The sequence below is a fragment of the Bradyrhizobium sp. SZCCHNR1051 genome (assembly GCF_032489615.1).
Classification (GTDB): Bacteria; Pseudomonadota; Alphaproteobacteria; order Rhizobiales; family Xanthobacteraceae; genus Bradyrhizobium.
The window spans coordinates 1-24541 of record NZ_JAUEYJ010000038.1; the positions used below are offsets into that span (position 1 = coordinate 1).

The following is a 24541-nucleotide window of genomic DNA, read 5'->3' on the forward strand; positions in this document are numbered from 1 at the left end:
ATTTGCCGGAAGGGACTTTCACCCTCTCAAGAACCGCGCCTTTCCACGGCGCACCTTATACGCAGTCTCCCTGGTGCACCGGCTTGTTGGCCACCATGATCCGCGCGGCGCGTTAGCGCCGTCGCGAACGTAACACCGGCAACGGGGTGTCAGGACGCTGCGACTTCACGTCCGCGACACATCGTTCGTCCGCGCGCCCGTAGACACGCTGCGACATGATCGCGGCCACCGCTCCCCGCCCCGCGTGTCGTGACGATCGCGCGCTACGCCCCTCGGCTTGGGACGGGATGCCGGTAAAGAACCATAATTTCCGATAAAGCGCAAGATATTTATTTTTATCAGAATATGCTGGGAGGATGCCGCTTAGGCCGAAGCCCCCGGGGGCGACATCCGAGATGAACGGCCAACAACATTGCATTCAGGCAGGCTTCAAAGCCCGCGATGTAGAACGTCCCTACACTTCCCAATGGAGGGGACCATGGTTTCGCTGAAGACATCTCTCGCAGGCGGCGTCGCCGCGCTCGCTGTGACCGCAACCCTGTTCGCCGCGCCGGCGCCCGCTCAAGCCCATGACGGCCGCAATGCGGCGTTGATCGGCGGCCTGGTGGCCGGAGCCCTCATCGGCGGCGCGCTGGCGTCGGAAGCGCAAGCGTATGAGGCGGCGCCGGTCTACCGCTCCCACTACCGCGACGCCACGTATGACGGCTACGGCTACGAGCGCTACCGTTACGTGCCGGCTCACCGCTATCGCGATTGCGACCACGGCGGCTACGGCCGGGTTTCGGATTGGGACGACGAGGATTAGTCGTACGTCTGCCCGGGATCCGGGCGTCCCGATTTTCTTGCTCGACGCCATGGCTTCCGGACGGCGCCACCACTAGCTGCGCTGTCGTCCCGGGTCGGCGCCTCGACCGCGCTGCGCGCCGCCGAGGCTTACCCGGGACGACAATGGTGTATGAGGCGAGAGCCCGCGGCCACAGATTCCGGTGTCGTCCCTGCGAACGCAGGGACCCATAACCACCGGCTTCGATGGGACGATGACTGGCAGTCATGCCTCACCGATCGATTCCGCGGTATGGATCCCTGCGTTCGCAGGGACGACAGCGGTGGTTGCAGCAACAGCTGGCGCCGCACCGTCATTGCGAGCGACGCGAAGCAATCCAGACTGCCTGCGAGGAGATACTCTGGATTGCTTCGTCGCTCTGCTCCTCACTATGACGAAGCGTGACGCAAGCCGCCCGGCCTACAGCACCACGTGCACGTCGATGACGACGCGATCGGCATGCCGGGCGGCGGAGCCTATGAAGACGTGCTCCATCAGCCAGCGATACTTCTCGTGGCCGGTCTCGAAGCGCGGGTGGGTGCGGAAGTAGATCAGCCTGGGGTCCACGGGCTCGCCGCGCTTGAGTTTCTGCAGGAGGTCGACCGGCCCGAAACGGATGCCGCGGTTCTCGACATAGATGGTGGCGCCGTCGTCGGTCTCGAAGGCGTACTTCGCTTCGAGGTCGATCAGCTCGTTGGGACGGATGATCTGGAAGTCGGCGCCGAAGTTGCAGATTGTGCCGCTGATGCCTTCACCATCCAGGCCCGGCCCCTTCACCTCGCCGCCATGGATCGGAATGATCCGGCGCACGCCGATGCCGGTCTCGCCGGCGGAGGTCACCTCGCCGATCATGACGGTGAGGGTGAAGACGTAGCGGGTCTCGAGGATCGGAGTCGTCATCAGCGGGCCATCATCTGTTGCGGCAGCCAGGTGGCGAGCAGCGGGAAGGCGATCAGGATCACCAGCCGGATCAGGTCGGTCGCTACGAACGGCAGCACGCCCTTGAAGATGGTCGAGAACGACACGTCCTTGACCACGCTCTTGATGACGAAGACGTTCATGCCGACCGGCGGATGGATCAGGCCGAGCTCGACGGTCATCACGATGATGACGCCGAACCAGATCGGATCGAAGCCGAGATGGGAGATGACGGGGAAGATGATCGGCACGGTCAGGATGATCATCGCCATCGCGTCCATCAGGCAGCCGAGGACCAGATACATCACCATGATCAGCGCCAGCACCCCATAGGGCCCGAGGCCGAGACCGGTGAGGAATTCGGTCACCTTCTGCGGCGTCTGCGTCACCGTCAGGAAGTAGCCGAAGATCAAGGCGCCGATCAGCACGGTGAACACGGCCGCCGCGGTGCGCGTGGCCTGCAGCAGCGAGGCCAGGATCTTGTCCTTGTTCAGCCGTCCCGTGAACACGCCGATCAGGAACGCGCCGGTGGCGCCGACACCGCCGGCCTCGGTCGGCGTGAAGCGCGGCAGGAAGGGAAGGCCGTAGAGGCCGCCGATCACGAACAGGAACAGCAGCATCGGCGCCCAGATGCCCTTGAGGCCCTTGATGCGCTCGCTCCAGGGCAGCGCCTCGCCCTTGGGCAGGAAATCCGGCCGGACGCGGCCGATCACCGTGATGGTGATCATGTACATGGTCATGGCGAGCAGGCCAGGGATGATGCCGGCGATGAACAGCTTGCCGATGTCCTGCTCGGTGATGATGCCGTAGACGGCGAGCACGGTCGACGGCGGCAGCATCGCGCCCAAGGTGCCGCCGGCGGCGATGACGCCGGTGGCGAAGGATTGCGGATAGCCGAAGCGGCGCATCTCCGGATAGGCCACGGCCGAGAACGTCGCGGCGGTCGCCACCGACGAGCCGCAGATCGCGGCGAAGCCGCCGCAGGCCGCGACCGTGGCGATGCCGAGCCCGCCGCGCAGATGGCCGACGAAGCCGTTGGCGGCGCGGAACAGCTCGCGGCTCATGCCCGAGTTGGACACGAACGTTCCCATCAGCAGGAACATCGGGATCACGCCGAACGTGTAGTCCGTGACCGTGCGCATCGAGGTCTGGCCGACCAGCTTCAACGCGGCCGTGCCGTTGACGAGATAGGCGAAGCCGGACACGCCGACGAGGCCCATCGCCATGCCGACGGGCACGCGCAGCAGCATCAGCGCGAACAGCGCAACGAAGCCGATGACGGCAACCGCATCCGTGCTCATGCGGCGCTACTCCGTGGGCTTGACTTGAGGGTCATGAATCTCCTCGGGGTGGAAAATCAGGCGATAGGTCCGGATGGCGATCAGGAGCACCGCCGAAACATCGCCGATCCAGGCGATGGCAAAGAACGGCCAGGTCGGCATGTGCAGATCGAAGGTGAGGACGTTGTCCTCATAGGTGCCGCGCACCTTGTCGAACAGGGTCCAGGTCTGCACCGTGACGACGAACAGCAGCACCAGCGTTGCGAAGATGTCGATCCAGCGCTGGTAGCGCGGGCCGACATTGCCCCAGATGAGATCCACGGTGATGTGGGTGCCGCGGTACGATGTCGCGGCGATGCCCCAGAAGATCAGGATGCCGAGCAGCATCCGCCCGATGTCGAAGGAATCGGGGATCGAATAGTTCAGCGTGTTGCGGAGCAGCACCGACAGGAAGATGTCGAGCGCGACGATGCCGACGAAGAACGCGGCGATCCACTCGATCCCGTCGATGATCCGGTCCATGAAGGCGCGCTGCATGGCGTCCCCGTTTGATCTTAGTCGTAAACCTGAAGATTGAGCGCGAGCTGTTGCTCAGCAGGCGGTGGGCCCCCTCGCCCCGCTCTTGTCCGCCGTAGCTCGAAGAGCGAAGGCGGATGCGGGGAGAGGGTTGGGGTGAGGAGCGCGCATCGAGGGCGCGCCCGTTGCCGCATCCATCGGAATGAGGCGGGAGGCGCGGCATCTGCGATGATCGCGATCGCTACTGCGCCAGCGCCTTGTACTTGGCGAGCGAGGCCTTCAGCTCGGTCATGGCGGCCTCGGCGTCGACGCCGGTCTTCTTGACGCCATCGGCCCAGGTCTTGAACAGCGGCTCGGAGGCCTTTTTCCACAAGGCGGTCTGCTCCGGCGACAGCTTGTAGACCTCCTGGCCGGACTCGGCCTTGATCTTGTCGACGCCGGCGTCCTCGAACTTGCCCCAGGGCTCGCCGACCCGGCCGGCGGCTTCCGTGTTGCAGTTGTCGTCGATCGCCTTCTTCTGCGTCGCCGACATCTGGTTGTACTTGTCCTTGTTCATGACGAAGACGAAGGTCGTCACGTAGAACGGCGCATCCATGTGGTACTTCGTGACCTTGTCGACGCCGAACAGCACCAGCGAGCCCGCCGGAAAGGTGACGCCATCAGCGACGCCGCGCTCGATGATGTCGCGCACTTCCGGTGCCGACGACTGCACGTTGGTGCCGCCGAGCAGGGTGACGAAATTGGCGATCGTCGCATCGGCCGGGCGGATCTTCATGCCCTTGACGTCGTCGGGCACGACGACCTTCTTGGTGCGGGTGTGGAAAGCCGACGGCGTGTGGACGAAGGCGAGGCAGTACTTGACGTCCTTCATCTCCTTCTCGGCATATTTGCGATACCACGCGTCCAAACCTTCCGAGCCACCCTTGGCGTCGGAGATCAGGAACGGCAACTCGCCGGCGCCGATGATCGGGAAACGGCCGGGCTGATAGCCGGGGTTCACATAAGTGACATCAGCGATGCCGTCGCGCGCCATGTCGTAATGATCGAAGGCCTTGCCGAGCTGCTGGGCCGGGAACACCTTGCCCTTGATGGTGCCGCCCGAGGCCTTCTCCACCGACGCCGCCCAATCCTCCAGCGCCTTCTGCAGCGGATGGCTCGCCGGCACCCAGTGCGAAATCTTCAGCTCGAATGTCTTGTCCTGCGCGAGCGCGGGGGTCACACCGGCGGCCAGAGCCAACGCCAGAAGCGTCTTCCTCATCGGGATCGTCTCCTCCATCAGTGGGCCTTCGAGGGCCCTTTGCTTCATTGTTATAGCATATAAGCATCATTGCAAGCGCGGCGGCAGGTTGGCCACCAGTGCACGCGCCAAGCGGAGCCTATCGCGCCCGCCAGCGCAAGTCTGGCAGACGAAGGTTGCAGGCACATGGTCATTTCATTAACACGTTAAGGATCTCGCCTGCACCCGAAATTGCACGGCGGGAGCATCGCACCACGAAATTGCCGCAGGGCCGCACCGGACGCCCTGCGACATCGCGCGCGGCCCATCCCGTGCATCTGATGCGCAACGTGTCAAACGCCCGCGCAAAAGACGTTTGAAACTTTGTAGGCGGTGCAAAATCCGCGCTGATGTCGTTGACTGCGGACATCGCCAGCAACGATCGAGACACGCATGAGCAGCGTCCCCGCCGGATTCGAACCGCATTTCCGCAAGAGCCCGTTCACCGATCCCTGGGAGCCGCTCTACGCCAAGAAAACCGACAAGGCCGTCATCCTCGGCCTGCGGCTCGCCACGCCGCACACCAATTCGCGCGGGCTGATCCATGGCGGGCTGATCGCATCGCTGGCCGACAATGCGATGGGCTATAGCTGCGCCCAGGCGCTGGGCTGGGAGGCGTCGCTGGTGACGATCAACCTCGCGGTGGACTACATCGGCAGCGCCAGGACCGGGCAGTGGCTCAGCGTCGAGAGCGACGTCATCAAGAGCGGGCGCACCGTCTGCTTCGTGCAGAGCCTGGTGCTGGCCGATGACGCCGTGATCGCGCGTGCGAACGCGACCTTCCGGGTGGTGCCGAAGAAGGAGTGATCGAAACCGCCGGTCTTTCGCATCAAGACCAGTGTCGCACCAAGGTCGGCGCAATCGCATCCACTCGTCATTCCGGGGCAATCGGCAACGCGCATCTGCGCGTTGTCGATTGAACCCGGAATCTCGAGATGATGAAGAACAGAGGCAAGACAACATCGGGATTCCGGGTTCAAGGCCTTCGGCCTTGCCCCGGAATGACGGGGTGTGGCGTTGTAGTCGCTTTCAGCCGAAGCGCCAGTCGCAGGTTGCGGTGATCAGGTCGATGAAGGCGCGCACTTTGGCGGAGAGCAGGCGGGAGCTCGGAAACACGATGTGGATCGGGAGCGGCGGCGGCTCGTATTTCGCCAGCACCCGCTTGAGGCGGCCGCCGCGCAGCATGTCCGCTGCCTGATAGGCCATCACCCGTGTCACGCCGCCGCCCGCCTCGGCATATTGGATCGCGGCGTCGGCATTGTTGGTGACAAGCCGCGGGCTGACCGCAATCCGCAGCTCCCTGCCGTCCTTGACGAAGCGCCATTCGTCGGCCGGGCCGAACTGGATGGTCTGGTGCTTCGCCAGCGCCTCGGGCATCCGCGGCTCACCATGGACTTTGAAGTAGGCGGGAGCGCCGACCACGATGCGGCGCATGCTGCCGACCTGGCGGGCCACGAGCGACGAATCGCCGAGATGGCCGATACGGACGGCACAGTCGACGCCGTCCTCCACCAGATTGATCTGACGGTCCTCGAGGCGCAGCTCGGCCGCGACCTCGGCATAGCGGCTCAGATACGCAGCCATGACAGGACCGACATGGAGCCGGCCGAAGCCGACGGGCGCCGAGACCACCAACCGCCCCACCGGCTGCAGGCGCTCGCTCTCCGCGGCGCGCTCCGCCTCTGCCAGATCGGCCAAGATGCGGCTAGCGCGCTCGAGATAGCGTCGTCCGGAATCGGTCAACGTCACCGAGCGCGTCGTCCGTTGGAGCAGGCGGACGCCAAGATGCGATTCGAGCGCGGCGACCAAACGAGTGACCGCCGATGGTGACAACTTGAGCCGGCGCGCCGCCGGCGCGAAGCCGTTCAGCTCGGCGACGGTGACGAAAGCCTGCATGGCGTCGATGCGGTCCATGGGATTATTGCAACATCTGCAACGATACAATGTCAACTAGCCGGATTATTTCGCAGGGGGATTCGGACCATATTGGCGTGATGGCGGCAGTCACTGCCGCAGCGACAAGGAGTCATTGCGATGACCCAGACATCCATCGAGGCACCGGGCGATGTCATGTTCTCACCCGCCGTGAAGGCGATCCAGGCGCGCAAGGGGTCGCGCGAGAGCTACGCGCATGTGGAGCAGAGCCGCGGCTTTCGCCACGCGGTCGACGCCGATCTCGCCGGCCGCCTCGCCGAGGCCACGAGCTTCTATCTCGCGACCGCCTCGGCCGACGGCCAGCCCTACATCCAGCATCGCGGCGGACCGAAGGGCTTTCTCAAGGTGCTGGACAGCCATACGCTCGCGTTCGCCGACTTCAGCGGCAATCGGCAATACATCACGCAGGGCAATCTGTCGGAGAACCCGCACGCCTACATCTTCATCATGGACTACGCGCATCGCCGCCGGGTGAAGATCTGGGGGACGGCGCGGGTGGTGGAGGACGATGCCGCGCTGACGACCTCGCTGATGCCGGGAGGCTACAAGGCGCGGCCCGAGCAGGTCATCCTGTTCACGATCAGCGCGTGGGACACCAACTGCCCCCAGCACATCCCGCAGAAGTTCGACGCGGCCGACGTCGCGGAAGCGCTGGCGGTTCGCGATGCTCGCATCGCGGAGCTCGAGGCCGAGCTGGCGCGGTTGAAAGGCGAGAGCAAGCCCTCCGCCTAGGTCCTGCGCGCTGCGGGCCGCGCCTTTGGCTTGTTAGTCATTCCGGGGCAATCGTCAGTGCGCCGCGGCGCACTGACGATTGAACCCGGAATGACGGTGAGTGGGACTCGACTGATCAGCTCACGCCGCCTCGGCTGCCCCGCCCCACTCGAACTCCGGAAAATACGTCGCCATCATCCGGTCGGCATAGGCGACGAGGTTGGCAAAGCCTTCGGTGCGCCGGCGCAGCTCGGATTCGAAGAACGGGGTGAGAATGCCGGCGATGACGGCGAACGCCGTCGCATCGGTGCCGCACGGACGGTCGCCCATCAGATAGGGCCGGTCGCCGAGCTGCACCGACAGCGCGCGCAGCGAGCGCGCTGCGAGATCGACGTCCTCGTCCGGCGCATGGCGGCCGAGCCCGGAGATCAGATAGTTCTCGGCGACGCGAAACTGCGCGTCCTCGCGCAGCTTCTCGCGCTTGTCGGCCGGCACGCCGTCGAAGAAATGCGCCGGCCCCTTGGCGAAGTTGACCGGATCGACCCAGCGCGCTCCGACCAGCGCGAAATACAGGTGATGCTCGATCATGCGCTCGAACCCCCAGGCCTGCGCCCGCGCGCGCACGTCGAGTCCATGATCGAAGTCGAAGCCATATTTGCGCTCGACATGGGCGCGGATGAAGGTCGAATCGGCGATCAGCTCGCCGCCGTCGTCGATGAAGGGCAGTTGCCCCTTCGGCGAGGCCGGCGGCATCGCCCGCTGCTTCCGAAAAGCGAGGCCCGCCATCTTCAATTGCACCTCCGTCTTGGTGACGAAGGGGCTGATCTCCGGCAGGCCGAAGCCCGCGCCCAAACCGAACAATGTGATCATGACAGCACTCCCGACTTCCTGAGCAGACGCCGGACGCTACGAGCATGCTGCTGCCACCATGGTGTCAGCAGCGGCAGTAGCGTGGTGGCAAGACCAAGGCCATAAAACATCATCATCGACATCACCCCTTCAATCTCGTTGTTGGCCCGGTATAAGGACAGGCTGCTGCCAGCATCCTGTCAGCATCGGCGGGGGTGCTCGCCCATGCAGGACACACCATGAGACGCGCCGACCGGCTGTTCCAGATCATCCAGGTGCTGAGACGCACGCGCCGCCCCTTGACGGCGGATGCGATCGCGGCCGAGCTCGAGACCTCGAAGCGCACGATCTATCGCGACATCGCCACCCTGATCGGCCAGCGCGTGCCGATCCGCGGCGAGGCCGGCATGGGCTACATCCTGGAGAAAGGTTTCGATCTGCCGCCCTTGATGCTGACGCCGGACGAGATCGAGGCGGCGGTGCTCGGGGCGCAATGGGTCGCGGTCAATGCCGACCCGGTGCTGGCGCGCGCGGCGGAGGACCTGATGGCCAAGATCGCCGACACCGTGCCGGAGCGGCTGCGGCCGTTCGTGCTGGAGCCAGCGAGTCGCGCCCCGCGGCCGTGGATGCGCGAGCCGGACCACATCGACATGGCGCGCACACGCTCGCAGATCCACGAGGGCCGCAAGATCAGGTTGCGCTATCGCGACGAGCAGGGCCGCGACAGCGAGCGCGTGATCTGGCCGATCGCAATCGGCTATCATGACGCCGTCCGCATCCTCGCCGCCTGGTGCGAGCTGCGCCACGACTTCCGCAGCTTCAGGACCGACCGTGTCGTCGAGGCGGACTATCTCGACGACAAATATCCGGAAAGGCGCGAGGCGCTGCGCGCCAAATGGCGGCGCAGCCTGGTGTGGGAGGTTCCCAAGGATGTCTGAACCGATGCCCGATGACCTTGACGTCAGCCCCTGTCAGAGCTGCGGCGCGTGCTGCGCCTATTCGTCGAACTGGCCGCGCTTCACCATCGAGGAAGATGCCGCGCTCGACCTCATCCCGGCGGAACTGGTCAACGAGCGGCTGTCGGGCATGCGCTGCGACGGCGACCGCTGCTGCGCGCTCGATGGCGAAATCGCGCGTTCCGTCGCGTGCCGGATCTACGCGATCCGCCCCGAGGTGTGCCGGACCTGCATGCCCGGTGACGCCGAATGCGCGATGGCCCGACGCAAGTTCGGGCTGCAAGTGCTCGCCTGAGCCAAAGGCGAGGAAGACGGGAAGTCAGGCCATGACCGGCTCGGGGCTGTCGTCGAGATCGTCCTCGAACGGCTTCATCACCGAGAGCGGCTTGGTCGACAGCGAGATCGGCTTGCGGCTCGAGGTCGTGCTGGCCGGACCCGCCCGGCCCCCGCGGGATTGCGCATACAGCGCCGATCCGACCCGGCCGCCGAACTGCGACAGGTCCTGCTCGCTGCAGGTGGATGCAATCGCAAGCGCCAGCGGGTGAAGATGCGTGCGCCTGTAGCAGAACAGCGCCAGCATGGCCCTCACATCGGCGGACACGCTCTCGACCAGCGCGGGCAGCCCGTTGGCGTCGGCACGGTAGAGCTCGCCGAGCAGCTCGTCGCCGACCGGGCACGAATCGCTCTCGAACGCATCGCGGCTTTGAAGCATCGGTTTGATTGCCATGCCGCGACGATGCAGCGCGAATCGCTAACGGTCGGTTAACCAAACCGAACGGTCGTCCCACCCCCGGCTTGACACGGGGGCTGCCGCGGCCGGTGCGCCGAGACGCGCCGTGGCCGGGCTCAGCCGTTCGCGGCCATGAAGATCGAGAGCCCGAAGCCGGTGAGGTGATGCAGCGCCTGATCGACGCCGATCAGGGTCCAGAACCAGGGGTGCTCGGTATTCATGCCGAACCGCGACGAGCAGATGCCCTTCAGGCGATCGATGGTGATGTGAATGGCGAAGTCGATCACGGCGACGAACCAGAATCTCGGCGCGACGATCAGGATCAGGACCATGGCGACGGCGAGATGGATCAGGCAGTGCACCAACAGCGGCAGCGCCCAGCCCTTCCGCTGGTCCTTGCCATAGGCCATCCAGGCGTTCTGCAGCACGAAGTCGCCAATGATGTGCTTGAAGGTCAGCAGCAGCATCCAGCCGACCAGCGCACCAACCGGAACCTGCGACGACAAAGAGGGAAAAGACAAAGCTGACGCTCTCGCTACGACTGACCCTTGGAACCCAACCTTGGACGCACGGGGAACTGGAGGCGTTCAGCGCAATCTGATGAGAATACCCGGCCAATTCGACGCGTATGCGACGCTTATGACATCTCCGGTAGCGAATTGCACGCGAAAGGGAACTTCAAATCGCACCCTGCTACCCTTCGCGGCAATCCCGCCGGGGGTAAGGTTACCCACGCCGCGGCAACCGTCGCTGCGGCGGCGTCATTCCGCGGCGTTGGCCTTCGGCACTGAGAGCGCCCTCGCCCGGATCTGCGCGATGGTCCGCTTCAGCGCCCCCTGTCCCGGCTCTGCCAGCGCAACGGCGCGCGCCTCGGCGATGGCGGAGGCAAGATCCGAGATCGGCAGGACGCCATCGAAGGTGGGCTTGGCCAGGCCATCGATGATGGCATGCCAATCGGCGAGACCCTGCCGGTAGCCGTCGCCCTGCCCCTGGATCATGGTCGCCGTCGCGATCACGGCGGGCGCCGCCGCAGGCTGCTTGTCCAGCGCGCGCGCGATCATGTGCAGCCACCGCTCGGCCCAGGCGCGCTCCTCGCCATAGCGCACCGACTGCAGCCGCCAGCGCCGCAGGCCAGCCATCAGCTTGAGGCGGCGAACGGCGAGCCGCGATCGGACCGAAAAGCGGACCTTGACCCGGCGCCGACCCAGCCAGCCGATCTGCTCGAAGACTGCCAGCAACGATTCCGCCACGGCTTGCGGCAGCGCACCGATCAGCTCGTCGAGGCGGAACCTCCTGACGTCGTCGCTCTCGCGCCCCCCCGGGCGCCGCCCCATGTCGAGGCTGATCAATCTGAGCTGGGCGATCCGGATCGGATCCTCATAGGCCATGCGGGCGGCCAGCAGCTGCGCGATCTCGGACAGCATGCCGGCATCGACGTTCGATCTGCGCACGAACCGCTTGATGCGATCGACATAGAGCTGCGCGTAGCTCGCGCCCTGATACTCCATCAGCAGATGGATGCCATCGCTCACCGCCGGTACGGCGGCGTCAGGAAGGCCCTGAGGCAGAAAAGGCGGCTCGCCATCGTCGCCGCCGATGACGTCGGCGAAGAGATATCGCAGCGAGGACCGGACGCTTTTCACTGGGCTTCAGGCTCCCGGATCACGCCGGCTTGGCGACGGGCGCCGGCGCGGTGGTCTGTTGCGCCAGACGCCGCTCGAGCGTTTCGATGTTCTGGAACAGCCGGGCGCTGGCGAGGCGCAGGAAGTAGAAGGCGAAGGCGGGGTTCTGGACGTAGAGCTGCTCGACCTGGTCATAGGAGACCGACAGGATCAGGCCGCCCTCGACGCATTCCAGTGTCTGCGTGCGCGTATTGGACGGCGAGATCATGCCGAACTCGCCGACGATCGCACCGACCGGCAGCTCGATACCGGATTCGACCAGGCGGAAGCGGCCGCTGACGATATAGTACATGCTGTCGGCCTTCTCGTCCTTGTAGAACAGCACCTCGCCGGGACCGCATTTGCGCTCGGTCATGAACGGCTTCAGCCATTCCATGGAGAGGTCGCTGTTGACCGACTGCTTCACGTCGCGGACCAGCTGCAGCATCTGGTGGAGCCGGTAGCTGTTGAGTGGCAGCAGCACCCCGTGCAGGATCAGGACCGGATAGTTGTGCATCGGCACCGCAGTCGCGATCAGGACGATGTTGGTGAGGATGGCGAAAACCCGCAGCGGAATCATCGTCCGCATCGACAGCGTGGCGACCACGAAGATCGAGGCGAAGAGGCTGCCGGCGGCGCCCGCATGTTCGACCAGGTGTGAGGTATCCATCGGGATCAACCAGACTCTTGGGACGCGGGAGGGCGGACGCTCCGTTCCGGCCTCCTTTTGCCTAATTTAGCGTGTCCATGCCGACCTCTGATATACGGCGATCAGACGACGTTTGAACCGGTATTTGAGCCGGCACGGAAAAATTCCCCGCTCGAAGTAGAACGGCTGGACCTGCCGGATGACGCTGCCCAACCGACCGACCCGCATCGTTGACGGGATTTCCCCGATCGGGGCACCTTGACGCCGCCGCGATCTCCTGCGGCTCTGAGACCAGCGACTGACGCCCGCCGCCCATGACCAAACCGCAGCACCCTGCCCTGGCGGCATTCGTCACCGCGTTGGCCGGGCGCAACATGACCAGAGCGGCCTATGTGGCCGTGGCGCTCGGCATGAGCGCCACGGTGCTGTTGACGATGGACCCGGCCTACGAAGCTGGACGGCGCTGGATCATCGCCCTGCTGTGGGGATGCCTTGTCTTTTTCGTCGTCGAATGGGCCGTTCGGGTTCAGCAGGCGGCGCGGGCGCATCGCGCCGCCGCCTACCTGATGTCGGGCCGGGGGCTGCTGGACACGCTCTCCGGCCTTGCCGTTCCGGTCGCGCTGGTCTCGGGCATGGAGGTACGCACCGCGTGGCTGCTGGCGGTCATCTGGGTGCTCAAGGTGACCTCCGGCGTCCCGGGCCTACGCCAGCTCCGCCGGGTGCTCGTGGTCGAAGCACGCCCGCTGCTGTCGGTGCTGGTGCTGTTTCTCGGATCGGTCGCCGAATACGCGCTCGAGCACGACGAGCAGCCGGCCACCTTCGGCACCATCCCGTCCGCGCTGTGGTGGGCCGTCGCAACCCTCACCACCACGGGCTATGGCGACGTGGTGCCGATCACGCCGCTCGGGCGGGTGGTCGCCGCCACGGTGATGATCTCCGGCCTGGGCGTGTTAGGCCTGTGGACCGGCATCCTGGCGACCGGCTTCGCCGCGGAAACCCGGCGCGACAACTTTCTGAAGACCTGGGAATCGGTCAGCTGGGTACCGTTCTTCGCCAGCCTCGGGCCCTCCACGATCGCCGACGTCGCGCAGATGCTGCACACCATCGACCTGCCGCCGCGCGCCATCGTGATCCGCAAGGGCAAGCCGGGCGACTGCATGTATTTCATCGCCTCCGGCGAGGTCGAGGTCGACCTTCCCGGCAAGAAGGTCCGGCTCGGCGAGGGCGGGTTCTTCGGCGAGATGGCGCTGCTCGGGAACAACCTGCGCTCGGCCGACATCAGCACGACCGGGCTGTCGAAGCTGCTGGTCCTCGACCTCGTCGATTTCCGCGTGCTGATGGCACGCCACCCCGATCTGGCGCAGAGCATCGATGCCGAGGCCCGGCGCCGAACCATGGAGAACAGGACATGACGACCGGACGGACCACCCAGGCCGATGACGCGCCGAGCAAGCCGCTCCTGACCGTCGACGGCGCCCGCGCCACCATTCGGCTCAACCGTCCGCGCCATCTCAACCGGCTGCAGCCGGAGGATCTCGGCGCGCTGCTCGCGCTGTTCGACCAGGTCGAGGCCGACCCGGCCTTGCGCGTGCTGGTCCTGACCGGCACCGGACGCGCCTTCAGCGCCGGCTTCGACCTTGGCGCCATCGGCGCAACGCCGGCGGATACGGCCGAGGCTTCCAGCCCGGCATTCGAGGAGGTCGTCGACCGGCTGGAGGACCTCGCTCTGCCGACCATCTGCCGGCTCAACGGCGGGGTCTACGGGGGTTCGACCGATCTGGCGCTGGCCTGCGATTTCCGGATCGGGGTCGATACGAGCGAGATGTTCATGCCGGCGGCGCGGCTCGGGCTGCACTACTACCCCAACGGCATCAAGCGCTACGTGTCCCGTCTCGGCATCGACAATGCGAAGCGTCTGTTCCTGACGGCGGAGAAGATCAACGCGGCTGAGATGCTGCGCATCGGCTATCTCACCGGCTTGGTGACGGCCGATGCGCTCGATGCGGAGGTCGACCGGCTGGCGGCCATTCTGGCCGGCAACGCTCCGTCGGCCATGCGCGGCATGAAGCGCGCCATCAACGAATTTGCCCGCGGAGCCCTCGACGATGCGGCCGCTCGCCGCAGGCATCAGGACAGCATGAGTGGAGCCGAGATCCGCGAAGGCATGAAATCGTTTGCAGAGAAGAGAATGCCAAGATTCTGAGCGCAGCTGCGCTCCGAACTGATAAATTTTGCATGCAAACGTCTGTATCCAGCCGGTGTTCTGACACACGCTCAACGAACTATCGACCTAAACCTCCAATTTGCGGTTGACAGCTTTTTGTCCGTGGCTAGCTTGAACCGCGGGCGGAGACTTTCACATGCAAGTGATGGACGCGTATTGGGGACGACGAGCTCTGGAGTACGTCGATGCGATCGAGGCGTCGAAGACCAGCGCAAGCGTGCTCTCCCAGTTCGAGAAGATGATCAGCGACCTGGGCTTTCACGCCTACATCATGGCCGGCGTGCCAACCTCGGGCCAATCGCTGCAGCAGACCATTCTCGCCAACGGCTGGCCGCGGGAATGGTTCGACATGTATGCGCGCGAGCAATTCCACCGCTGCGATCCGATTCCGCGGCACTGCATCTCGACATTGAATCCATTCGCGTGGACGGAGGTGCCCTACAACCGCGAGGACGAGCCCGGCGCGCATGAGGTGATGATGCGCGCGAAGGACTTCCGGTTGAACGAAGGCTTCTGCGTTCCCATCCACTACGACGATGCCGTGGGCGCCGTCAGCCTTGCAGGCGAAAATCCGAATCTCGCCCCCGACGCGCGGGGCGCGCTGCACCTGATCAGCATCTTCACGCACAGCAGGCTGCGCGCATTGGCGCGCTCCGCCGCGAGCAACCAGAGCCGACGCCTGTCGCGGATCGAGGCCGAGGTGCTGAGCTGGGCGGCGCGCGGCAAGACCGCGTGGGAGACGGCGCGCATCCTCGGCGTCTCCGAACGCAACGTCCGTTGGCATCTGGAGGAGGCGCAGCGCAAGCTTTCGACCAAGAACAAGACGGCGACGGTTGCGACCGCTCTTGTCAACGGCGAGATCTCGATCTGATCTGGCGTTTCTCCCACTGGATCAATTCGAGCGCATCGGCAATCTGCAAACCCCAATTTGATTCAGACGACCGGGGGTTTCGATGCCTGAGATTCATGTCGTTCGAAAAGATAATCGCGCTCTGTACGAGAAATATTTCGATCCGTATTTCCGGCTGCGCCACGAGATTTACGTCAAGCAGCGCAAGTGGACGGCGCTCGATCGTCCCGACGGGCGCGAGATCGATCAGTTCGACACCGAGGATTCGGTCTATCTGTTCTGCATCGACAACGGCCAGTTGATCGGCTCGATGCGCGCGGTGCCAACGCTGATGCCGACGCTGATGAGCGACATCTTCCCGTATCTGAATCTGCGCGGCACGATCCAGCGCCCGGACGTCTACGAGCTGTCGCGCATCTTCGTGATCCCCGAGCGCCGCGGAGAGCATGCGGGCCCGCGGATCGACATGCTGCTGCTGACTGCGATCATGGAGTACGGCATCTCGATCGGGTTGACCGGCTTTTCGATCGTGCTCGAAACCTGGTGGCTGCCGCGGTTCGAGAAGTGCGGCTGGAAGGCGCGGCCGCTCGGCGTACCTCACATGATGGATGGGATGTCGGTAATGGCCGTGCTCGTCGACTGCGATGAAACGACGTGGAAGTCACTCTGCAAGCAGATCGGCCTGACGCGGCCGACGCTGACGTGGCAAGGACTCGAAGACGTCAGCCGCCAGGCCCTGCCGGATATCTTTCTTCATCTTCCACGAGCCGCTCAGCCAGCGCAATGAGCTGTTCCCGGTGCCGCTTCAGCCTGAGCTTATGGAAAGCCTTCAAGAGGCGGTGACCAAGGAGCGTCGCCTCATCCACCTCGAGGACGTAAAGGTTGGAGGGCGTATTCATGGAATCCATCGCTGACACTTCAGGTTTTGAGCCGTGACTGAACCTTCAATCGAGAAGATCATCGAGCTACTACAATTTTGCATCGTTGACGCTCGGGCAATGCAACTCAAAATGTTGGAGAGGATTTTGTCAATATCATTGCTTGAAGCCCACGAGCTCAGGGAAAAATGCGCGCCCAAATCGAGCAACAGCAACCACTAGCGCTCCTGCACCGACCCTCGCCACCCCTCCGGTCCCCGCAGCAGTGAGCCTCGATTGGCGGATTGCGGACAAACTGTTGATTTCAGAGCGGCTTTCGATGTGAAGGTCGGGCAGGAGAGCGCGAGCATCGTTGCCGAAACGCGCTCGCCGAACGTGGACGACAGCTCGGCAAAATCATGGCACCGCCGCCCGAGCTGCTCCCTGTTCAGCAAACTCGGTTTACAAAAAGGGACTCGTGGGTCGTCTTGCCCCGTCCGGAGTCCCGCAAAACGGAACTCCGCCGGCAACAAATACGCGCGCACGACTTACGGACGCGAAGTTATTCGTCGTGAAAACGGACCGTCTCGGCAACCGCGGCGCGGCTGGTGCGGTAGGAGTTCGCCTTGTGACCGAGATCGGGATAACCGAACGAGATGCCGCAGACCACCTTGCGGTCGTCACCTAATCCGAAATGCTGCCGCACCACGTCGGAATGAAATGCCAGCGCCGCCTGCGGCACGGTGGCGATGCCGAGCGCCTGCGCCGCCAGCATGAAGCTCGTGACGTAGCCACCGCAGTCGATCGCGCCGTAGGTGCCGAGCGCCTCGTCGCTGTGGATGATCGCCACATGCGGCGCGCCGAAGAAGTTGTAGTTCTCCAGCGCCTGCCGGGCATAGCCGGCCTTGTCGCCGCGCGGGATGTCGAGCGCGTTGTAGAGCTGGAAACCACTCTCGCGCCGCCGGTCCAGATAGACGCCGGTGTATTCGCGCGGAAACGGGAAGTCGCCTGACGCCGGCTTGCCGCTGGAGGCCGCCGCATACATCACCTTCCGGAAAGCCTCAGTCGCCGGGCCCGACGTGATCTCGACCAGCCAGGGCTGGCTGTTGCACCAGGACGCGGTTTTCTGCGCCGCCGCCAGGATGCGCGCGATGGTGGCGCGCGGCACGGGCTCCGCGCGGAAGCTGCGGCAGGAGAAGCGCGAGGCCATCAGCTCTTCGAGAATGGTGATGGGATCTTGCTCTGACTTTGGCGCCGCTGATGACATGACAATCTTCCATACAGTTCGACCGGAGGCGCTCGCGTTGTGCTCGCCCTCCACACCCCGCCATTCCGGGGGCGGTCGCCGCGGCGACCGCCCCCGGAATCTCGACATTGTTCAGAATAAACCCAAGCCGACATCGAGATTCCGGCTTCAAGGCCTGCGGCCTTGCCCCGGAATGACAGTCGTCGTGATGCCGTGGATTAGCTCCGCCCCTTGGCCGGCACCTTGTTGAACGGCACGTCCTTGTCGACACGGATATCGCCGGGCAGGCCGAGCACGCGCTCGGCGATGATGTTGCGCAGGATCTCGTCGGTGCCGCCGGCGATGCGCATCGAGGGCGAGGTCAGCAGCATCTGCTGAAACTGGCCCTGCGTCACCGCCTCGTCCGCGCCGGTCAGCACGCCGGCGCCGCCTTCGAGATCCATCGCGTAGGTTGCGATATCCTGCAGCATGACGCCGGCGACCAGCTTGCCGATGGAATTCTCAGGTCCCGGCCGCTCGCCCTTGGACAGCGCCGAGATCGCGCGATAGCTCGTGTATTTCAGCCCGCTGGCCTTGACCGCCCACGACGCCAGTTTCGAGCGCGTGGCGCGATCGTCGATGGCGAGTCCGCTCTCGGTCATCAGATTGGCGCAGAACTCGAACATCTCCGGGAAGCCGGTGGCGAGCCGCGCGCCGATCGACATGCGCTCGTTCATCAAGGTGGTCAGCGACACGTTCCAGCCGTCGCCGACCGCGCCGAGCCGCTGGCTATCCGGGATCACCACGTCGGTGAAATAGACCTCGTTGAACTCCTGCATGCCGTTGGCCTGCTTGATCGGGCGGACCTCGACGCCCGGACTCTTCATGTCCAGGAAGAACATCGTCAGGCCCTTGTGCTTGGGCACGGTGGGATCGGTGCGCGTGATCAACAGGCCATAGTCGGAATAGTGCGCGCCCGAGGTCCAGATCTTCTGGCCGTTGATGAGCCAGTCGTCGCCGCGCTTCTCGGCGCGGGTGCGCAGACCCGCGACGTCGGAGCCGCCCGCCGGCTCGGAGAACAGCTGGCACCAGATCTCCTCGCCGGAAGCGAGCTTGGGCAGATAGCGCCGCTTGTGGTCCTCACTGCCATAGGCCATCACGGTCGGGCCGCACATGCCCTCGCCGATCTGGAACGGCTGCGTCAGCTTGCCGTAGACGCCCTCCTCCTGCTGCCAGATCACCCGTTCGATCGGGGTCGCGCCACGGCCGCCATACTCCTTCGGCCAGTGCAGGCATGCCCAGCCGGCCGCGGACTTCTTCTTCTGCCAGGCCTTGCCGACCTCGACGATGTCGGCGTGCTTGAGCCGGATGCGGCCGAGCGAGGAGCTCGCCAGTTCCTCCTCCAGCTCCTTCGGCGCGTTGGCGGCGACCCAGGCGCGCGCGGTGTCGCGAAAGGCGGCTTCCTGCGGGGTATCGTCGAAATTCATGGTCTAACCCTCACTCCCGATGCGTAGGACGGGTTGGCCGAAGGCGTAACCCGCCACTTGATCAGCGTTGTACGAGCTGACGGCGGGTTACGCTGCGCTAACCCGCCCTACGACTGCACGTGTTAGTTTCGTCCCCGGGTCGGCACCTGATTGAACGGCACGTCCTTGTCGACACGGATGTCACCCGGCAACCCGAGCACGCGCTCGGCGATGATGTTGCGCATGATCTCGTCGGTGCCGCCTTCGACGCGGGTGCCGGGCGCGCGCAACAGCATCGCCTGGAATTTTCCGGCGAGCTCAGCCTCCGGGCCGCTCAGCACGCCGGCGGCGCCCTGCAGGTCCAGCGCGTAAGCCGCGACGTCCTGGATCATTGGTCCGGCGACGAGTTTGCCGATCGAGTTCTCCGGACCCGGGCGCTCGCCCTTCGACAGCGCCGAGATGGCACGGATGCTGGTGTATTTCAGTCCGCTCGCCTTCACCGCCCAGTTCGCCAGCTTTGAGCGAACGTTGCGGTCCTCGATCGCGGGCCGATCATCGAGCATGACGTTCGAGCAGAAGTCGAACAGCTCCGGGAAACCGGTGGAGACACCGGCGCCGATCGACATGCGCTCGTTCATCAGCGTTGTCAGCGCGACGTTCCAGCCGTCATTGACGGCGCCGAGCCGTTGCGAGTCCGGGATCACGACGTCGGTGAAATAGACCTCATTGAAATCGGAGTGACCGCTGGCCTGCTTGATCGGCCTGATCTCGACGCCCGGACTCTTCATGTCCAGGAAGAACATGGTGAGCCCCTTGTGTTTCGGCACCGTGGGATCGGTGCGCGTCAGCAGGATGCCGTAGTCGGAGTAATGCGCGCCGGATGTCCAGATCTTCTGGCCGTTGATCACCCAGTCGTCGCCACGCTTCTCGGCGCGGGTGCGCAGGCCAGCGACGTCGGAGCCGCCGGCCGGCTCGGAGAACAGCTGGCACCAGACCTTCTCTCCCGACGCGAGCGGCGGCAGATATTCACGCTTATGCTGCTCGGAGGCGTAGGCCATCATGGTGGGGCCGCACATGCCATGACCGATGATGAACATGCCGGAGAGCTTGCCGTAAGGCCCCTCCTCCTGCTGCCAGATCACGCGCTCGATCGGCGAGGCGCCGCGGCCGCCATAGTCTTTCGGCCAATGCAGGCAGGCCCAGCCGGCCTCCGCCTTCTTCTTCTGCCAAGCCTTGGCGACGTCGAGGATATTGGCGTCCTTCAGCGCGACGCGGCCGAGCGAGGAGGCGCGCAGCTCGTCCTCATACTGCTTTGGCGCATTGGCCGCGATCCAGGCGCGGGCTTCGGCGCGAAATGCAGCCTCCTGCGGGGTGTCATCGAAGTTCATGGTCAAACCCTGCTTTCGTAGGGTGGGCAAAGGCGCAGCGCGCCGTGCCCACCGTTGCAATCACATGACGCGATGGTGGGCACGCTTCGCTTTGCCCACCCTACGAGTTCTCACCTTGCCTCACGCCGCATTGCGCTTGCGCATGCGGTCGATCAGCTGGTCCTCCCAATAGGACAGACTGCCGAGACCGAGCGCGAGCGCATTGGCGCGGCGGTAGTACATGTGGCAGTCGAACTCCCAGGTGAAGCCCATGCCGCCATGGACCTGGATGTTGTTCTTGGCGCAGTGCTGATAGGCCTGCGTCGCGCTGATGCGCGCCGAGGCCGCGGCCTCCGGCAGCTCCGGAGCGTTGGTCGAGAGCGCCCAGGCGCCGTAATAGGAATTCGAGCGCGCCAGGGTCGCGGACACATACATGTCGGCCAGCATGTGCTTGACCGCCTGGAACGAGCCGATCGGCCGGCCGAAGGCGATACGGTCGAGCGCGTAGTCGCGGCCCATCTCCAGCGCGCGGTCGGAGCCGCCGACCTGCTCGAAGGCGGTGAGCACCGCGGCGCGATCGAGCACCTGGGTGATGATGCTCCAGCCCTCGCCGGCGGCGCCGAGCGGCTCCGCCCTGCAGTTCTTGAAGGTGAGCTCGGCCTGGCCGCGGGTCGGATCGAGATTGGTCAGCGCCTTCGCTTCGACACCGCCCGCCCTGGTGTCGACCAGGAACAGCGAGATGTCGCTGTCGCGGCCGGTCGAGCCGGTACGCGCGGCAACGATGATGAGATCGGCGATGGCGCCGTCGGCGACCGGCTTCTTGGTGCCGTTGAGCACGCCGTTGGCGGCCTCACACTTGATCGCTTTCGGCGACGGATTACCGGTGCCCTCGAACAGCGCCAGCGTGCCGATTGCCTCGCCGCTCGCTATTTTCGGCAGCCAGGTCTGCTTCTGCGCATCGCTGCCAGCCAGCATCAGCGCTTCGGCGGCGAGATAGACCGTGGACGAGAACGGCACCGGCGCCAGCGCGCGGCCGACCTCCTCGGCGATCACACAGAGCTCGAGATGTCCGGCGCCCGCGCCGCCATATTCTTCCGGAATGGCCACGCCGAGGAAGCCCATCTCGGCAAAGCCCTTCCACAGCGCGCGGTCGTATGGCTCCTTGCCGTCGAGCACGACACGCACCGCCTTGGGCGGACACTTCTCGGCGAGGAACTTCCGCGCCTGGTCCCGCAGCTGCTTCTGGTCGTCGGAGAAATCGAAGTTCATGGCCTCACCTGCTTCCTGATCGTCATTCCGGGGCGATGCGCAGCATCGAACCCGGAATCTCGATCTGATTTATCTCTGGATTCCGGGTTCACTCGCTGCGCGAGTGCCCCGGAATGACGGTTTCAAAATGCGTCATCACAGCACGATCACGTCGCTGTCGGGCTCGGCCGCATAGAGCCGCTCGACCAGCGCGGCGCGGCGTTCGAGACCGGCGCGCTGGTTGATGTAGCCCTTGTCGGTCAGCTCATGGCCATCGATCGAGGGCGGCTCGACCATCAACATGGCGCGGCCGATGCGCCGGCTGGTCGCGCCCTCGCACACTCTATTATGGGCTTCGAGACCGCGGCGGACGCAGTCGATGACGGCCGGATGCTTCACCACGTCCTCGAACGTCGCATTGGGATCACCGACCAACTGGCGGCAGGCGTGCAGATTGGGCCAGGCCAGGAGACCGACATATTCGCGGTCCTGCCCCGTCACCAGCGCATCGTGGATCGCCGGCGTTGCGGCTGCGATCGCATCGGTGCGCAGCGAGCCGACATGGACGAAGGTGCCCGTCGTGAGCTTGAAATCCTCGACCACGCGGCCGGCGAAGATGATGCCTTGCGCCGGGTCATTGGGATCGACGAACACGCCGGCATCGCCGATGCAGTAGAACCCTTCCTCGTCGAACGCCTTCTTCGTCAGCTCGGGCTGACCGAAATAGCCGGGCATCACGTTGATGCCGCGCAGGCGCAGCTCGTACTTGTCGTCGGTCGGCACCATCTTCAGCTCGACGCCGGGGAACGGCAGGCCGATGAGGCCGACCCGCTCGGTGTTCCAATAGGTGCCGGTCGAGGTCGGCGCCGTCTCAGTCGAGCCCCAGCCGGTGTAGAACACGATGCGCTCGCCCGTGGTCTTCACCGCCAGCGCCTGCATCCGCTCATAGAGATCGTCAGGCAGCCGCGCGCCGCCATAGGCCATGATGCCCAGATCCTTGAAGAAGGAGCGGCACAGCGCGTCGTCCTTTTCCATCGCCGCCGCGAGCGCCGCATAGCCGGCGGGGACGTTGGCGTAATAGGTCGGCGAGACCTCGCGCAGGTTCCGGATGGTTTCGTCGAACATGCCGGGCATCGGCCGGCCGTCATCGATGTAAAGCGTGCCGCCCTCGATCAAGAGCGGATTGAACAGCGCGTTGCCGCCCATGGTGTGATTCCACGGCATCCAGTCGAGCACGGTGGAGATCGGCGCCTCCGGTCCGCGCGGGCGCGTCTGCATCATCATCGCCGCGTTGGCGCACATCATGCGCTGGGTGTTGATGACCGCCTTGGGCATGCCGGTCGAGCCGGAGGTGAACAAGAGCTTGCCGACGGTATCCGGCGTGATCTGCGCGATCGAGGCATCGACCTCGCCGGTGACCGGCGTCGCGGCGAGATCGGCGAAGCTGACGCTGGGGATGCCCTCGCACGGACGCGCGACATGAATGACGGTGACGCCGTCGAGATCGAGCGCCTTCAACGCCTTCTCGAAGGTCGGGCCGTCCTGCACCATGACAACGCCCGGCTTCACCAGCCCGAACAGATATTTCAGCTTGAGATGATCGTGGCTCATCAACGAATAGGCCGGCGACACCGGAGCGGCCGGCGAACGGGCCTGCATCGCAGCCATGGTGATGAGCGCATGCTCGATCGAATTGCCGGAGAGGATCGCGACCGGGCGGCCGTCGAGTTTCAGATTGAGCAGACCCTGCGTCAGCCCGTCGACGGTCCGTTTCGCCTCGGCATAGGACAGCTTGCGCCAACGTCGATCGGGGCCGCCGCGTTGCGCGAGCCAGGTCCGCGTCGGCGTCTCCTTGGCCCAGCGGGCGAGCGGCGCCGCCAAATGCGGCTCATAGGCCTGCAACGGAATGCGCGACTTGATGACGATGACGCCGTCACCGCGCCTGATGACGTCGATGTCGCGCGCCAGCCAGTTGACGTTGCGGAATGCCGGCTTCTCCAGCACCTTCGCTGCCGTCCCGTCCATTTTGCGTCTCCCGAAATATCGTCCTTTGCGGATCTTGATATCTACCGGTTGGTATAGACCGGCTTTCGCTTCTCGAGGAAGGCTTGAATGCCCTCCTTGAAATCCTCCGAGCGGCTGCACAGCACCTGATTGCGATCCTCCATCGCGATGACGGCCTCGATCGACGACGCATCGACGCTCATGTTGAGGCATTCCTTCGACAGTCGAAGACCGACCGGCGATGCGGTCATCATCGCCTCGACGAAGGGCGCGGCCGCGCTGTCGAGCATGTCGTCCTCGACGATCTCCGACACCAGCCCAACCATCAGCGCGCGCTCGGCGCCGATGAAGCGGCCGGTGAGGATCAGTTCTGAGGCGACGGAGACGCCGACGAGGCGAGGCAAAAAGTAGCTGGTGCCGATGTCGCAGCCCCCTAAGCCAAGCTTGATGAAGGCGCAGTTCATCCGCGCCGAGCGCGACGCGATGCGGATGTCGGCCGCGAGCGCCAGGGCGAAGCCGCCGCCGGCGGCTGCGCCCTGCACCAGCGCAATGATCGGCTGCGGACAGCGCCGCATCAGCATCACGATATCGGCGATGCGCCGCTGCGAATCCAAGGACTCGGTGACGCCAGGGGGCTCATTGACACCGCCGCGCCGCTGCATCGCGGCTTTCAGATCGAGCCCGGCGCAGAAGTTCTTGCCGGCGCCCTTCAGCACGACGACCCGCGTGGTACGATTGCGCTGCAGGCTTTCGAAATAGGCATTGAGCGCGTCGATCAGCGCCGGATCGAGCGCGTTGAGGCTGTCCGGACGGTTGAGCGTCACCCGGTCGACACCATTGTCGTGCTCGATCAGCAGCGGTTGGGACATGACGCGCGCTCCACCCTTAGTATCATCCCGGCGTACGCCGGGATCCATAGCCACCGGCTTGTGTTGTACCTACGCGGCGTCTGCCAGATTGCCTGTTTCAGACGCCGCGGAGCATGGGTCCCGGCGC

25 protein-coding genes are annotated in these 24541 nt (G+C 64.9%); 9 read left to right on the forward strand and 16 right to left on the reverse strand.

From position 1 onward, the window contains the following. The first annotated feature begins 478 nt into the window (after positions 1-478). Complete coding sequence (locus tag QW868_RS32100) at positions 479-805, forward strand: hypothetical protein (protein WP_315775518.1); 327 nt, start codon at positions 479-481, stop codon at positions 803-805. 438 nt (positions 806-1243) lie between these two features. Here QW868_RS32100 and QW868_RS32105 read toward each other — a convergent pair whose 3' ends face one another. The 4 genes from QW868_RS32105 to QW868_RS32120 all read right to left on the reverse strand — a co-directional run bounded on the left by QW868_RS32105 (position 1244) and on the right by QW868_RS32120 (position 4795). Beyond that, complete coding sequence (locus tag QW868_RS32105) at positions 1244-1723, reverse strand: DUF3237 domain-containing protein (RefSeq protein WP_316232432.1); 480 nt, start codon at positions 1721-1723, stop codon at positions 1244-1246. Then, positions 1723-3042: a TRAP transporter permease gene (locus QW868_RS32110; RefSeq protein WP_316232433.1), complete on the reverse strand. Its 1320-nt coding sequence runs from the start codon at positions 3040-3042 to the stop codon at positions 1723-1725. The genes QW868_RS32105 and QW868_RS32110 overlap by 1 nt, the downstream gene beginning before the upstream one ends. Before the next feature lie 6 nt (positions 3043-3048). Next, a complete protein-coding gene (locus QW868_RS32115) occupies positions 3049-3558 on the reverse strand; it encodes a TRAP transporter small permease (protein ID WP_315753543.1) in 510 nt (169 codons plus the stop codon). Between the two features lie 220 nt (positions 3559-3778). After that, positions 3779-4795 carry a TRAP transporter substrate-binding protein gene (locus QW868_RS32120; RefSeq protein WP_315734744.1) on the reverse strand — a complete coding sequence of 339 codons (1017 nt, stop codon included), beginning with the start codon at positions 4793-4795 and terminating at the stop codon, positions 3779-3781. Positions 4796-5206: 411 nt separating this feature from the next. Here QW868_RS32120 and QW868_RS32125 point away from each other — a divergent pair, with 411 nt between their 5' ends. After that, on the forward strand, positions 5207-5620 hold the full coding sequence (locus tag QW868_RS32125; protein WP_315812480.1) for a PaaI family thioesterase: 414 nt from the start codon (positions 5207-5209) through the stop codon (positions 5618-5620). Between the two features lie 222 nt (positions 5621-5842). Here QW868_RS32125 and QW868_RS32130 read toward each other — a convergent pair whose 3' ends face one another. Continuing rightward, positions 5843-6727 (reverse strand): LysR family transcriptional regulator, encoded by an 885-nt coding sequence (locus QW868_RS32130; RefSeq protein ID WP_316232434.1) that lies wholly within the window; start codon positions 6725-6727, stop codon positions 5843-5845. 120 nt (positions 6728-6847) lie between these two features. Between QW868_RS32130 and QW868_RS32135 the strand changes: the two genes are divergently transcribed. Beyond that, complete coding sequence (locus QW868_RS32135; protein ID WP_316232435.1) at positions 6848-7480, forward strand: pyridoxamine 5'-phosphate oxidase family protein; 633 nt, start codon at positions 6848-6850, stop codon at positions 7478-7480. Between the two features lie 120 nt (positions 7481-7600). On the opposite strand, the gene QW868_RS32140 is transcribed toward QW868_RS32135, so the two are convergent. Beyond that, a complete protein-coding gene (locus tag QW868_RS32140) occupies positions 7601-8329 on the reverse strand; it encodes a glutathione S-transferase family protein (protein ID WP_316232436.1) in 729 nt (242 codons plus the stop codon). Positions 8330-8547: 218 nt separating this feature from the next. Here QW868_RS32140 and QW868_RS32145 point away from each other — a divergent pair, with 218 nt between their 5' ends. After that, positions 8548-9246: a YafY family protein gene (locus QW868_RS32145; RefSeq protein WP_315734755.1), complete on the forward strand. Its 699-nt coding sequence runs from the start codon at positions 8548-8550 to the stop codon at positions 9244-9246. Next, positions 9239-9559: a YkgJ family cysteine cluster protein gene (locus QW868_RS32150; protein ID WP_315734757.1), complete on the forward strand. Its 321-nt coding sequence runs from the start codon at positions 9239-9241 to the stop codon at positions 9557-9559. The genes QW868_RS32145 and QW868_RS32150 overlap by 8 nt, the downstream gene beginning before the upstream one ends. Before the next feature lie 24 nt (positions 9560-9583). Here the strand turns inward: QW868_RS32150 and QW868_RS32155 are convergent, their stop codons facing one another. The 4 genes from QW868_RS32155 to QW868_RS32170 form a co-directional block, all read right to left on the reverse strand. Beyond that, the gene (locus QW868_RS32155; protein ID WP_315735689.1) at positions 9584-9976 is read right to left on the reverse strand and encodes a hypothetical protein; all 393 of its coding nucleotides are present in this window, start codon (positions 9974-9976) and stop codon (positions 9584-9586) included. A gap of 134 nt (positions 9977-10110) precedes the next feature. Further along, positions 10111-10461: a DUF3307 domain-containing protein gene (locus tag QW868_RS32160; protein WP_315735691.1), complete on the reverse strand. Its 351-nt coding sequence runs from the start codon at positions 10459-10461 to the stop codon at positions 10111-10113. Between the two features lie 294 nt (positions 10462-10755). Beyond that, on the reverse strand, positions 10756-11637 hold the full coding sequence (locus tag QW868_RS32165) for a DUF6537 domain-containing protein (protein WP_315734759.1): 882 nt from the start codon (positions 11635-11637) through the stop codon (positions 10756-10758). Between the two features lie 19 nt (positions 11638-11656). Next, positions 11657-12325, reverse strand: coding sequence for a cyclic nucleotide-binding domain-containing protein (locus tag QW868_RS32170; protein ID WP_315713745.1), 669 nt, complete (start codon positions 12323-12325; stop codon positions 11657-11659). Between the two features lie 293 nt (positions 12326-12618). On the opposite strand from QW868_RS32170, the gene QW868_RS32175 reads away from it, so the two are divergent. The 4 genes from QW868_RS32175 to QW868_RS32190 all read left to right on the forward strand — a co-directional run bounded on the left by QW868_RS32175 (position 12619) and on the right by QW868_RS32190 (position 16165). Continuing rightward, positions 12619-13716 (forward strand): cyclic nucleotide-gated ion channel, encoded by a 1098-nt coding sequence (locus tag QW868_RS32175; RefSeq protein ID WP_316232437.1) that lies wholly within the window; start codon positions 12619-12621, stop codon positions 13714-13716. Next, positions 13713-14507, forward strand: coding sequence for an enoyl-CoA hydratase/isomerase family protein (locus QW868_RS32180; RefSeq protein ID WP_316232438.1), 795 nt, complete (start codon positions 13713-13715; stop codon positions 14505-14507). Before QW868_RS32175 ends, QW868_RS32180 begins: the two co-directional genes overlap by 4 nt. A gap of 157 nt (positions 14508-14664) precedes the next feature. Next, positions 14665-15399 (forward strand): LuxR family transcriptional regulator, encoded by a 735-nt coding sequence (locus QW868_RS32185; protein WP_315734766.1) that lies wholly within the window; start codon positions 14665-14667, stop codon positions 15397-15399. Between the two features lie 82 nt (positions 15400-15481). Beyond that, positions 15482-16165: an acyl-homoserine-lactone synthase gene (locus tag QW868_RS32190; protein WP_316232439.1), complete on the forward strand. Its 684-nt coding sequence runs from the start codon at positions 15482-15484 to the stop codon at positions 16163-16165. Between the two features lie 632 nt (positions 16166-16797). Here the strand turns inward: QW868_RS32190 and QW868_RS32195 are convergent. The 6 genes from QW868_RS32195 to QW868_RS32220 all read right to left on the reverse strand — a co-directional run bounded on the left by QW868_RS32195 (position 16798) and on the right by QW868_RS32220 (position 24414). Beyond that, positions 16798-17445 carry a nitroreductase gene (locus tag QW868_RS32195; protein ID WP_316232449.1) on the reverse strand — a complete coding sequence of 216 codons (648 nt, stop codon included), beginning with the start codon at positions 17443-17445 and terminating at the stop codon, positions 16798-16800. Positions 17446-17699: 254 nt separating this feature from the next. Then, the gene (locus QW868_RS32200; RefSeq protein ID WP_316232440.1) at positions 17700-18947 is read right to left on the reverse strand and encodes an acyl-CoA dehydrogenase; all 1248 of its coding nucleotides are present in this window, start codon (positions 18945-18947) and stop codon (positions 17700-17702) included. Positions 18948-19069: 122 nt separating this feature from the next. Then, the gene (locus tag QW868_RS32205; protein WP_316232441.1) at positions 19070-20314 is read right to left on the reverse strand and encodes an acyl-CoA dehydrogenase; all 1245 of its coding nucleotides are present in this window, start codon (positions 20312-20314) and stop codon (positions 19070-19072) included. A 120-nt stretch (positions 20315-20434) separates the two neighbouring features. After that, complete coding sequence (locus tag QW868_RS32210) at positions 20435-21562, reverse strand: acyl-CoA dehydrogenase family protein (RefSeq protein ID WP_316232442.1); 1128 nt, start codon at positions 21560-21562, stop codon at positions 20435-20437. Between the two features lie 135 nt (positions 21563-21697). Continuing rightward, positions 21698-23566: an AMP-binding protein gene (locus QW868_RS32215; RefSeq protein WP_316232443.1), complete on the reverse strand. Its 1869-nt coding sequence runs from the start codon at positions 23564-23566 to the stop codon at positions 21698-21700. Between the two features lie 41 nt (positions 23567-23607). Further along, positions 23608-24414 carry an enoyl-CoA hydratase/isomerase family protein gene (locus QW868_RS32220; protein WP_316163659.1) on the reverse strand — a complete coding sequence of 269 codons (807 nt, stop codon included), beginning with the start codon at positions 24412-24414 and terminating at the stop codon, positions 23608-23610. Positions 24415-24541: the final 127 nt, after the last annotated feature.